The 11665-nt window shown below is 40.7% G+C and carries 13 protein-coding genes; 8 read left to right on the forward strand and 5 right to left on the reverse strand.

Annotated elements, in window-relative coordinates:
* The 6 genes from IIB39_00980 to IIB39_01005 all read left to right on the forward strand — a co-directional run bounded on the left by IIB39_00980 (position 1) and on the right by IIB39_01005 (position 6007).
* Positions 1-2289: a TonB-dependent receptor gene (locus IIB39_00980; protein MCH8927272.1), complete on the forward strand. Its 2289-nt coding sequence runs from the start codon at positions 1-3 to the stop codon at positions 2287-2289.
* The gene (locus IIB39_00985; protein MCH8927273.1) at positions 2289-3221 is read left to right on the forward strand and encodes a DUF4249 family protein; all 933 of its coding nucleotides are present in this window, start codon (positions 2289-2291) and stop codon (positions 3219-3221) included. Before IIB39_00980 ends, IIB39_00985 begins: the two co-directional genes overlap by 1 nt.
* Before the next feature lie 196 nt (positions 3222-3417).
* The gene (locus IIB39_00990) at positions 3418-3678 is read left to right on the forward strand and encodes a hypothetical protein (GenBank protein MCH8927274.1); all 261 of its coding nucleotides are present in this window, start codon (positions 3418-3420) and stop codon (positions 3676-3678) included.
* A 218-nt stretch (positions 3679-3896) separates the two neighbouring features.
* Positions 3897-4649, forward strand: coding sequence for an electron transfer flavoprotein subunit beta/FixA family protein (locus tag IIB39_00995; protein MCH8927275.1), 753 nt, complete (start codon positions 3897-3899; stop codon positions 4647-4649).
* 14 nt (positions 4650-4663) lie between these two features.
* Positions 4664-5632 carry an electron transfer flavoprotein subunit alpha/FixB family protein gene (locus IIB39_01000; protein MCH8927276.1) on the forward strand — a complete coding sequence of 323 codons (969 nt, stop codon included), beginning with the start codon at positions 4664-4666 and terminating at the stop codon, positions 5630-5632.
* 33 nt (positions 5633-5665) lie between these two features.
* Positions 5666-6007 carry an STAS domain-containing protein gene (locus tag IIB39_01005; protein ID MCH8927277.1) on the forward strand — a complete coding sequence of 114 codons (342 nt, stop codon included), beginning with the start codon at positions 5666-5668 and terminating at the stop codon, positions 6005-6007.
* 210 nt (positions 6008-6217) lie between these two features.
* Here the strand turns inward: IIB39_01005 and IIB39_01010 are convergent, their stop codons facing one another.
* Genes IIB39_01010 through IIB39_01020 form a run of 3 tightly spaced genes read right to left on the reverse strand, consistent with a single transcriptional unit; the run spans position 6218 to position 8707 of the window.
* The gene (locus IIB39_01010) at positions 6218-7402 is read right to left on the reverse strand and encodes a hypothetical protein (protein ID MCH8927278.1); all 1185 of its coding nucleotides are present in this window, start codon (positions 7400-7402) and stop codon (positions 6218-6220) included.
* A gap of 8 nt (positions 7403-7410) precedes the next feature.
* On the reverse strand, positions 7411-8115 hold the full coding sequence (locus tag IIB39_01015) for a hypothetical protein (GenBank protein MCH8927279.1): 705 nt from the start codon (positions 8113-8115) through the stop codon (positions 7411-7413).
* Positions 8105-8707, reverse strand: coding sequence for a sigma-70 family RNA polymerase sigma factor (locus tag IIB39_01020; GenBank protein ID MCH8927280.1), 603 nt, complete (start codon positions 8705-8707; stop codon positions 8105-8107). The genes IIB39_01015 and IIB39_01020 overlap by 11 nt, the downstream gene beginning before the upstream one ends.
* Before the next feature lie 211 nt (positions 8708-8918).
* On the opposite strand from IIB39_01020, the gene IIB39_01025 reads away from it, so the two are divergent.
* Together IIB39_01025 and IIB39_01030 are read left to right on the forward strand one after the other, a co-directional pair.
* A complete protein-coding gene (locus IIB39_01025; protein MCH8927281.1) occupies positions 8919-9320 on the forward strand; it encodes a HEAT repeat domain-containing protein in 402 nt (133 codons plus the stop codon).
* 94 nt (positions 9321-9414) lie between these two features.
* Complete coding sequence (locus IIB39_01030; protein ID MCH8927282.1) at positions 9415-9831, forward strand: hypothetical protein; 417 nt, start codon at positions 9415-9417, stop codon at positions 9829-9831.
* Here IIB39_01030 and IIB39_01035 read toward each other — a convergent pair whose 3' ends face one another.
* Together IIB39_01035 and IIB39_01040 are read right to left on the reverse strand one after the other, a co-directional pair.
* On the reverse strand, positions 9832-10737 hold the full coding sequence (locus IIB39_01035; GenBank protein ID MCH8927283.1) for a PorV/PorQ family protein: 906 nt from the start codon (positions 10735-10737) through the stop codon (positions 9832-9834). It abuts the gene before it with no gap.
* Entirely contained in the window at positions 10738-11664 is a 927-nt protein-coding gene (locus tag IIB39_01040; GenBank protein ID MCH8927284.1) for a PorV/PorQ family protein, read from the reverse strand.
* Position 11665 lies beyond the last annotated feature (1 nt).

Genomic DNA, 11665 nt, shown 5'->3' on the forward strand with positions numbered 1-11665 from the left:
TTGGATAATATTAGAAAGCAGCTGATAGTATTTTTATTATCAGTTGTCATTTCCGATTCGGTTTCGGCTACGAGGATGGAATCAGATTTTTCAGAAGCCGGTGACGGTGTTTCAATCCATGGTACTATAACCGATGCCGGTTCAGGGGAGTATATCTACGGCGCAAATATAGTCCTGAAGGGTACTCGATTCGGCGCTGTAAGTAATATCGAAGGCTTTTATTCCGTTCCCAAGATCGTTCCTGGACAATATACTCTTTTAATAACGTTTATCGGATATGCTCGATTTGAAAAAATAATAAATGTGCAGCCAGGCTATAGTGGTCGTGAAGATGTTGAATTAGCCGCGAAAGATTTAATAGGTAGGGAAGTTGTGGTGACCGGTGAAAAATCCGAGTTTGAGAAAACCATCAAGACTTCGACTGTGTCGGTAAATCCCATAAAGATAAAAACTCTTCCCCAAATAGGAGAAGTTGACCTATTCAGGGCGCTACAATTTCTGCCCGGTGTAATGTCTCAAAACGATTTTTCAGCGGGGTTATTGGTACGCGGAGGAAACACAGATCAAAACCTGATATTGCTTGATGGAATCACGGTATATAATCCCTCTCATCTTGGCGGATTCTTTTCCACATTTATTACCGACGGACTTCGTGAAGCAGAGCTTATCAAAGGCGGCTATACTGCTGAATATGGTGGACGTCTTTCTTCCGTACTTGATATTAAGACAAAAGACGGTAACAATAAACGTATAGCAGGCTCAGGCGAAATCAGCCTAATATCATCGAAAATGTTAATTGAAGGTCCCATTGCTAACGGCGGGTGGTTGTTTGCCGCCAGAAGAACCTATATAGATAAAGCGCTTGACGGAGCTCGCAAACTTGGCATCAGCGATTTTGATTTTCCATATTATTTTTTTGATATTCAGGCGAACATTTATCAGGATTTAACTCCGAACGACAGGCTGAGGATTTCAGCCTATTTCGGAAGCGATGTACTTGATTGGAGAGCAGCCACAGCTTTTATAGACTGGGGAAACGAAACGTTTTCTACCCGCTGGCGACATCTGTTTAGTAACAGACTGTTCTCTACATTTATGATAGCACGCAGTAAATTTGAGGCCAACTTCAACTTCGGTGGAGATGATGCATTTATAGGGTTGGACAAAGTCAGGGATTGGACCCTGAAGGCGGATTTAACATATTTCAGAACTGAAAATCATCAGATTAATTTTGGAACAGAAATTAAAGACCTCAACGTAGAATTTAAGCAGACGTTTGATGAGAGGGAGTTAATTCGTATTATACAGAAACCGATATTTTCAGCAGTGTATTTCAATTCTAAGTGGAATCCCGACAGCTGGATTATTCAATCTGGTCTCAGAAGTACATTTTACAACGATGCTGTTGATAAATTAACATTTTCGCCCAGATTATCTGTCAAAAAACTACTGAATCCACTAACGGCGCTGAATTTTTCAATAGGTCGGTATTACCAATATATTTATACATTTAACGATGAATTTTCATCATTTACAATAATTGATCAATGGTTTGCAATCGATGAATCCGTTCCGCTACAATTTGCCGATCAGATTATGTTCGGTTTTGAAACCAAGCTGACTGAAAATATAAATTTTACTCTCGAACCGTATTATAAAAATATGCATAATCTTTTGGTTGGACGTCCTCAATTGGCGACTTTTGATGAACAGTTAATCAATCCTACCGTAAGTGATGTATTTGTCGAAACTGATGCCGAAGCATTTGGAGTAGAATTTTTCCTTGAAAAGACTTCCGGCAGACTAAACGGAAATCTTTCCTATACTTATTCTTATGTAATAAAACAGATAGAGAACGAGCCAAAATATTGGGCAAATTGGGATAGAAGAAATGTTTTCAAGGGGGTATTGAACTTCAATAAATCAACAAATACCGAATTCGGATTCGCCTGGACTTACAGCAGTGGGCTTCCGTTTACTCAACAAATAGGAACATATCCATATTGGGAGCCCGGATACACTGTTCCGGAATATCAGCTAATTCCCGGAACAAGAAACAACGCACGGTTACCATTCAGCAATAGGCTCGATTTCAGCGTTACCAAGCACAAGCGATTCAGTAGTTGGAAGATGGATTATTATTTCCAGATAGTGAATGTGTTCAACAGAAAAAACATATTCGCCGTTTTTTGGAATACAGATGAAGTCGAAAAGGGAAATCCTGCAGAGAGAAGTGATTTACGAGGGTTTCCTTTGATTCCCACGTTCGGAATAAGGGCTGAATTTTGATGAATAATAAATCCACTATCGCAATAAGCATACTTTTTTCACTCTTAACGGTTTTGTCATGTGAGTCTCTGCTTGATTTACCGGACCCAAAGCAGTTTGAAGAACTGATAGTGCTAAATGCCAACCTGGAGTCGGGTGCGGATAATGTGCAGATAACGCTGAATTTGTCGGCCTCAATAGATGACCTGTTCGATGAGCAGACAACCCTACTTTCGGGGGCAACAGTTATATTAAAATATAATTCAATTTCTGACACTTTAGTGGAGACTGTTCCGGGTATTTACTCATCCACAGACACGGCTTTTGAAGTAAAGAGTGGAGCAACATACAGCGTAGAAGCGTATGATAATGAACATACAACAGTGACGGCTTTTACAACTGTTCCGGCTCCGATTGAATTGTATGATCTGAGCCCTGTTATAAATCCCAATGATTCCCTTGTATATGTTCCGGCCGGAGAAGACGCGCAATTTCTTTATCCATATATGTTTTCATTTAAGGTTCGAACGCTGAACGGAGGATCGTTTCCGGCGATGATCAGACTCGTAAACGAGGCTTTGGATGCGCGCGCAGAAACTATGGTAACGGAAGACAATACTCTTAAAGCCTTTCTATTTAAATGGGAAGGGATCGGGGATGATAGTCCTTTGGACATCACGAACAGAATCCTGACAAAAAGCGAAATTTCGTTCAATAGCGTTGATACGGACGCAATCTATAAATTGGGCTGGATATATTATACATTTTACGGCCCTCAGCGACTTGAAGTATTCGCATTAGATCAAGGATATTACAATTATCATGTTTTAAACCTCGAAGGTCCCCCTACAGATCCGAATTATCTGCCTGAAAGTAACATAACCGGCGGATACGGGCTTTTTTCTTCCTCCTATAAAGTAAGTTTGGATTATTATCTCTTACGCCCGAATTAATCACCGAGCGGGTTATTTAATTAAAAACATTAGCAAAATAGAGTAAAGGCGCCAAATAACACTCTATATGGACATAATTCCTTCCGGAATAACCGCTTTAGCACAATAATAGCCCCCATTTGCAAAAAAATCGTTAATCCTATTCAGAATATCTTCTCCTTCCCGATAAATATTTATAGACGAGACAGTGATTAAAATGAGTAAAAAAAATAAAATAATAACATTGATGAATAATTCCGGGCATAATATGGAATTATCAGAAATAGATGATTTAATTCCCGTTCATTATTCAAGCATGAATAATAACAGACCGGAAGGGGAATTGAATTTTGAACAATTTGAAAGGGCCGTTGCTTTGATATGGAGCGCCATAATGGATGGTTCGGAGAATTTATCCGGGCATTCCTCTCAAGGCAGATCGAAGAAGGTGGATCCAAACCCGGTATCAGATGCCTGAGGGTACCAAACGGAATTGTTACCTTATTAGGGATTTGGGCCCTCACTGAGCGCCTCTGTTTGACTTATGACCAAATAGGGGCGTTGCCCTTTTTTGGCCGGTATTATGTTAATATTATAGCATTTTATTCATTATTCTCAGCTTGCAATTCACCGAGTATTTTAAGTAATTTTCAATGGCTTTTAACGTATTAGATTAAAGAGAAATCGGAGAATTAGTTGAATGTTATCGTTTGTATGAAATCTGTGCCGAGTACAGAAACAAAAGTAATTGTTGGGGATGACGGTAAATCAATTGACCAAACTGACATTGTCTATGAGATAAATCCATATGATGAATTTGCGATTGAAGAGGGAATTAAAGCGAAGGAGGCACATGGCGGAAAGGTCACAATTATAACTCTCGGATCGGGAACAGCAACCCAAAATATCAGGAAAGGGTTAGCAATGGGCGCAGATGAAGCCATTCATTTAGTTTGCGATGGCTCGAGTCTAATTGATTCATCTGTAGTTGCCAAGCTTCTTGCGGATACAATAAAAGAATTGGAATTCGATTTGATATTATGCGGGAAAAAATCTGTCGATAGTGATAATCAGCAGGTTCCGAACAGAATTGCCCATCTTTTAGGGATTCCTGCGGTTACGGCAATTTCCAAACTTGAGCTCTCATCCGACAGCGCGATAGCGACAAAGAATATTGAAGGTGGATCAGAGACTGTTAATCTGAATCTGCCTGCACTTTTCTCGGCAGAAAAAGGGCTGAACGAACCTCGATATGCTTCTCTTCCGGGGATTATGGCTGCCAAGAAAAAGCCTCTTGAGGAAAGAGAAGTTTCACTTACGGATAGGAAAATTGAATTAAGCTCGCTTGAGCTTCCGCCTCCGAAGCCTGAAGGTCGCATAATCGGGGAGGGACCCGAAGCAGCAGAAGAATTAGTTAGGGTCTTAAGAGAAGAAGCGAAAGTAATTTAGGAGGAGTATAGATAGTGGCATCAGGTGTGTTGGTATTCGCGGAGCAAAGGGAGGGAGTTTTAAAATCCACTTCTTTCGAATGTGTGTCTCTTGGAAGAAAATTGCTTTCGGATATTGGCGGTGAATTAAGTGTGGTTTTGATAGGTTCCGCTGTTTCGGACATGGCAAATGAATTTGAGCCGTACGGAGTCGATAAGATATATATGGCTGATGATAGCGGCTTAAATTACTATGACGGCGGAAGGTATAGCGAAATTATAGTAAGTATTATCAAGGATATTAACCCATCAGCGTTCATTGCCTCGGCATCGTCTATGGGGAAAGATATTGCTCCACGTGTGGCGTCTTCTCTGGATGTTGGATTGGCTGTGGAATGCACAAACGTTGAATTTTATAACGGCAAAATCAGCGCTACGAGACCGATATTTGCCGGAAAAGCAAATATTAAAGTTGATTTCCAAAATGAATTGCAAATGTTGACAATCAGACCGAATGTTTTTGCCTCTGAACCGGCTGATACCAAGACACCGGAAGTTATCAAGGTTGATGCGGGAAGTAGTAAAGAGCCGGTAAGCAATGTAGGACATATTCAAGATGAACGACCGGAATTGACGGAAGCTTCAATCATAGTATCCGGCGGCAGGGGAATGGGGGGTCCGGAAAATTTCAGTGTTACGGAGAAACTTGCCGATGAGTTGGGCGCTGCGATAGGAGCAAGTCGAGCAGTAGTTGACGCAGGATGGAGACCACACTCAGAACAAGTTGGACAGACAGGTAAAACGGTGTCTCCTAATTTATACATTGCCTGTGGAATATCAGGAGCAATACAGCACATTGCGGGTATGTCAACATCAAAAGTTATTGTGGCTGTAAATAAGGACGCTGACGCGCCTATCTTTAAAATCGCAACGTACGGCATCGTCGGAGACCTTTTTGAGGTTGTGCCTAAGATGATTGAGCATATAAAAAAGTTAAAAGGATGATATTCAGCAGGATATAAATCCGGGGAAATTAATATGGAATACAGTCAAGAATTAAAAGGAAACAGTTTGATATTCAGGATAGAAGAACAGAAATTAAATACATCTGTTTCTGTGGACGTGAAAGATATATTACTTAATCTTCTGGAAAATGCGGATATCATCAATCTATTTTTCAATCTTTCTTCCGTACAATCAATTGATAGCAGTGGCCTAAGCTCGTTGCTTTTCGGCAGAAGACAGGTTACCGAAAGAGGAGGAAAGTGCTCTTTGATAAATCCTCAGCCCAAAGTTGTATCGCTGTTGAAGATTGCAAGACTGGATAAAGTATTTGAATCGTTTGACGATGAAGGAGATGCTTTAAAATCCGTATCATAATAATTTAAATTTCCATTAAAAAGCCTTCCATAACGGAAGGCTTTTTTAATGGGAGCAGGAGTACGTATCGAAATATGTGTGGGGGAAACACCTATTTCACGAAACCCCTGCTGTTTATTACTAAAGTTGTAACAAATATAAATTTATACGCTTCGTTTGTCAAGGAAATTTTTAGAGCAGCCGATTATTCGGATAATGAGAGAAGTAAGATTAATATTCTGTATATTTGATTTTCTTAAAGAAATCTTCGTTTGAGATTTTCCCTTTGTTGTAATCAACTAAGACACTTTTCCGCACTCTCATAACGAGAGAGTTTTGTGTTGCACCGGTGCGCCTAAAATTTGTAGGATTCTGCCAGTTGGTCGTAACACAGATCCATTCATTATTTTTAACCAAACGAAGTGTATTGCCGTAATTGCCAAGAAGTCTGGAAAATGATTTTTTAAAGTTTTTTATCCTTTTTAAATAAATTTCCTTCTGCCTCTCTAATTCCTTTTTTTGATTATAGATTCTCTTTCTGTTTTCATCAGCGGAAACGCCTTCGAATATTTCAATTTGAGTTCCATTAAATTGATTTGCGGATAAATTCAATAAATTAGGACCGAGAAGGATAAAATTATTCCCGAAATTACCATAAGAAGTTTTAATAAGAAACAATGCTCCGAAATTTTCCAGGTAAAGTCCATTGACACTTTGGCCAGAATATCCGATACCATCATGCCTATGTCCTGATTGCGTTTTCACCGCGGAATCCAATACATACGCTAATATATCAATTTGCGATCTCATTTCATTTTTATCTTCAAGTGATGTTACGAGAATCAACGAGTTAAATTGTTCTACACTGAGTTTACCCGACCTGAATTTAGTTATATTCGACTTCGATACGCTATGAAGCTGTAACGGCGCACGGTTAGAATAATCATAAATATAGATTGAAATTTTGTCGTTAGGTTTCAACTGACCGATGGCATCTGCGTAAATTCCGAGAAAGTCCTGTATCTTTAAGGAGATTTTATCCAGAATTTCATTTTCCTGCCTTTTATTTTTCCCGCCGTCAAGCTCATTCATTTCAAACGAATACGAAATCCCGTTGGTATTGGGCACTTTGGGCAGTGAAGGAAAAACAAATAGAGGTCCTGATGCGGATTTGGCTATCGGTACTGAAAAAATTAAACCGTATTCGGGAACGTAAAATCCCTTTGATCGGGTGATAGACGGCCATTTGTTCGGTACGACGGAACCGATAAGCTTGTCAATTATTCCTTCCATTATTGACAGGTCGTCATTTAACCTATTGAAATCAATGTATCCGTTCTGCTTCGCAACTACCGTGTTAAGCGAAAACGCTAAAATAACGCAAGTGGCTATTATCTGACTAAATCTCTTCATCATTTCTATACTTAATTTCCTTCGATCTTTCTTGAGCTTCCTTGATAGCCGGGTTGGTATGAAGAGAGCCTAAACAGCTCATTTAGCATCCGGTTTGTCTGCAGTTGACGGTCCTGATTTCTTTGAGCCAGCTTATTGATTGAGCTGCCTATCAAGAAGAGGTCTTGTTGTCTTTGCTTAGCAAATTCGTTCGCCAGAATACTTACCGAGTTCATATTTTCTTCCCGGAGCCTTCTTTCGCTGTTAAGGAGAATACTGTTCATAAAGAGAAGATTTTCCTTCTGAAGTTTTTTGAATTCAGCAAGAACAGCATTTTCATTTCTGATTTCATCTCTCTTTAGTTTGTCGCCGAATGATATTTCCCATTCGCCGTTTTGATATACAGCGTCCGTTCTCATAATTCCCGTGAACAAAACCAATATAAAGATAAAAGTTAAAGCTCCAAAAACAAACCTTTGCGGAGTAATTCCAAACTGATCGAGCTTACCTATCAACCGCTCCATAAGCGGAACCTTTTCTTCAATAAATACGAGGTTTATTTCAGGCTGTTCCTCAGTCCATCGGGCAAGCGCTGTAGTAGTTTCTTTTAATTTATTATATTTTTTCGCGCAGGATTTGCAAGACAGGAGATGATACTTGGCGAGCTCTTCATCTTCCTTGCTCACTTCTTCATAAATCAAATCCACGAAAACTTCTTCCATCTTTTTACAATTCATACTGAAAAACCTCCTTATCAATCTCGAGGTCTGCCAATGCCTTTCGCAGTGCGGTTAAACCATAATACATTCTTGATTTAACGGTATTCAACGGCTCCTCTAATATCTCTGCTATTTCTCTGAATTTTAATCCCTGATATTCTTTCATAATAATTACTGTGCGCTGCTCAACGGGAATCATATTCAAGCCGCGCCGAATTATTTCCACAACTTCACCCTGATATAGCGAATCTTCTGGTGACGCTGAGTCATCCGAAAGAAAGTCAGCGAGTTCCATTTCCTCTCCGTTGCTCGTTCTTATTTTGCCATGAATGGACGTTGAAGGAGCGCGTTTATCCTTTCTCATTTGGTCCCGGCAGATATTCATAGCGATTTGATATATCCATGGTGAAAATTTATTCGGATTCTTTAGTTTTCTAAGGTTCTTGTAAACCTTAATAAACGTCTGCTGCGTAGCATCCTTTGCATCTTCTCTTTTCCCGAGTACTTTAAAAATAAAATTATATATTTTCAGTTCCCAGCGGTTCACTAAATGATTAAACGCACGCACGTCACCGCTTAAATATTGATTTATAAGACCGCCGTCTTCCATAATATTGTACTCCACACCTTTATAGACTGAGTTTTCATTGAAAAAGTTCTATCAGCAACTGATTATTATGATATTCGTATAAGCATATACGAAAATAATAATGGTAAGTTCAAAAACATAGAAACCTTTTTGTATAATTTGCTGTCAAATGAATGCAACCGGGATTAAGGAAAACGAGATGGGAGCCACTGAATAACGGATACGGAGGAATATGATGAAGCAAGCAATGAAAGCCAGGGTCATGCCAGCCATATTGATGGCGGGGATGGTATTGGGAGCGGTCACCATCGTTGCGGCGGAAGAAAACGATACAGTAAGACTAATCGAAGCACTGAATTCAGAGAATCTTGGGCAAAGAATATCGGCGGCGCATCTTCTTGGCGAATATGAAGATACCTCGGCAGTTAGGCCTCTAATTGCAATGCTGCAAAACGATAGTGAATATTCTGCAAGGACATCAGCTGCAATCGCTCTTTTGAGAATAGGTGATATAAGAGCCATTGCCGCATTGAAAAAGTCATCACTGAATGACAGCAACAATATTGTAAGAAGCGTGGCAACCGAAGCATATATTATGTTACAAGTTTCAATGGTGAAATTTACGTCGGAATAAAAACGGCTGAACCACAATTATTCAGCCCGTGAAATAAACACGGCTTTTGATTATACTTCCGTTTTTGCCGCTGAGATAGTAATATCCTGTCCTTATGGACAACAAGGTTTTAGAAATCAGACGGGCCTGTCCGACCGATGCCAGGCGGGCAATATTCGATTTCGCGCTGCTGTCTATCCTGATTCAGCTGTTCCTGGCTTTTGTATATCCCGACAAAATATATTATTATCTCTATCTTTCGTTGCCACATCTTGTAATTGCAATATCATCTAAATTTAAACAGGACTTTGTCTATCTGTTCGGAATTGCTCTGGCGTTTACTTCGATACTAATAGGTATTTTTCAGGGTATATATCTTGTTTCTCTAAAAGAGTGGGGAATTTTCTTCAAGCTGGGATACTCTCTTCATTTTTCCGAACTATCTGATTTTCTGCTGTTCCTGAACCTTACAGGAATAATTTACTTTTCACTGAGAGGCATTATTTTGAAAAGGGGTTTGAGTAAACGTTAATCAAAAACCGATTCTGAAGCTGATCTGATGAGTATCACTGAGATTGAAATCGAACGGAAGATAGGCATAATCAAACCGATACCGTTTTCTGTTTATGCCGAAGCCGGCAGTGTAGCCGGAGGAGCTTTCCGAGTTTTTCCGGTAGCCGGCCCGGAGATTCAACGTTTCGTTCAACGCTAATTCACCGCCGAACCGCAGGAATGCGGAAGAGTCAAAATATTTCCCGGCATCCAAAGACCAATTAATAGTTGAAGACGAATAGGGTAAAAAATCGCCGCTGATGCCGCCCGTTACGCGGGCGGGAAGTTGAGTGGACTCAACGTTCAGGGAAGACATCCCACCGATGTCTTTCACTACAACGGCGGCGCTGATATCGTGGAAACCCAGCTGTTTTTTAATGCCGAGGTCAACGGCAAATCCGTTTGCCGAGTAAGTAAATATCTTTTCGTATAGAAATTTTAAGGTGACTCCAATCTGAATATCATTACCCTGTGCTTTCGCAGCGGACAGAGAAAGCGCCAACGAGTTGGCGCTGAAATATCCTAACGGTTCTATTGTCGGGCGTTCATCCCGTCTTTCTATATCGCTGACACCCGAGAATGCGGCGCTGAGACCAAAAGAGATTTTGTCTCCCGGAAAAGTAATTCCGAGCTGTTGGTTAATAGAGCCTGCGAGCCATTCCTGATGTGAGAAGATGGCTTCGGAGGATTCGTTGTTTGCGAGTCCGGCAGGATTCCAGTAGATAGCTGAAGTCCCGGAAGAATTGGCTACTGCAGCTCCGCCCATAGCGGTTGATGCGGCGTCTCCTCCAATCTTAAGGAACGCCATACCGGTGGAAGAAGCGTCTCCCGCGTAGAGCGGCTCAGTGAAAAAAAGCGTAATTAAGGATAATAAAAATATTTTCATCTAAAAGATAAACTCCCAACTGAACAGATGTGTTCCACCCTCGCCGCTAAATTCCTGCTGAAACGCATAATTAATCTCAGTTTCAAGGTTGTCGGAAACCGAATAAAACAGACCGCCTCCGAATGCTATCCTGTCATCGTTGGTGCCTACTCTCAAGGTGTACAAGTCATTGCCGTGGTATTCCACCCCGAGCCTGAATTTCTCCTGCAGAAGCTGGTTGAATTCCAATGTTGTGGAAATAAGGAATATGTCATTAAGAATATAAGAGGCACCCAGATTGACTGTGTAAGGAATGGAATCAACGGAAGTAGTTCCCCGTGTAAAAATGTTCTGCGTATCCCAGCTCAAGCCGCCATTTAAGTCCTTTAGCTGAATAGCTACCGTTAAATCTTTCAGCGGAAGTACCATAAGACCCATATCAAAAAACAGGTCATCAGCGGAGAGATCATCAGAAACGAGATCAAGATTATGTCTAATGACTTTTACCGTTAATCCTATCGAAACTTTTTCATGAAATCTGTTTGCGAAGGAGAGTCCGAAAACGTTCACGGATTCAGATAGATCAAATGTGTGGTTACCCGAAAGATCTCTTCCGTCAATCTTATCGGTTCCGGCGCTAAGCCAAAAAATAGAGAACCCTGCCTGCGGTTTTAAACTTTGGGAGTACGAGATGTACTGTATTTTCCTATCCAGAGAGAGTAAAGAATAGGTAGTGGAGAAATGTTTTTTATTGAGAAACGGTAATCCGGCGGGATTGTAAAATGCCGCAAATCCATCATCTGCCACAGCCGTTTGCGCTCCGCCCATGGCGATAGCCCGCGCCCCGAGACCCATCCTGAGGAAAGCTCCGGCGAGACCACCCTCTCCCTGGGCTGATGCGGTAACAGGCAGAATCAAAAACAGTAATAGGAAAACTATTCGTTTCATT

The organism is Candidatus Neomarinimicrobiota bacterium (genome assembly GCA_022573815.1).
In the GTDB taxonomy this organism is placed as follows: domain Bacteria; phylum Fidelibacterota; class SORT01; order SORT01; family SORT01; genus JACZTG01.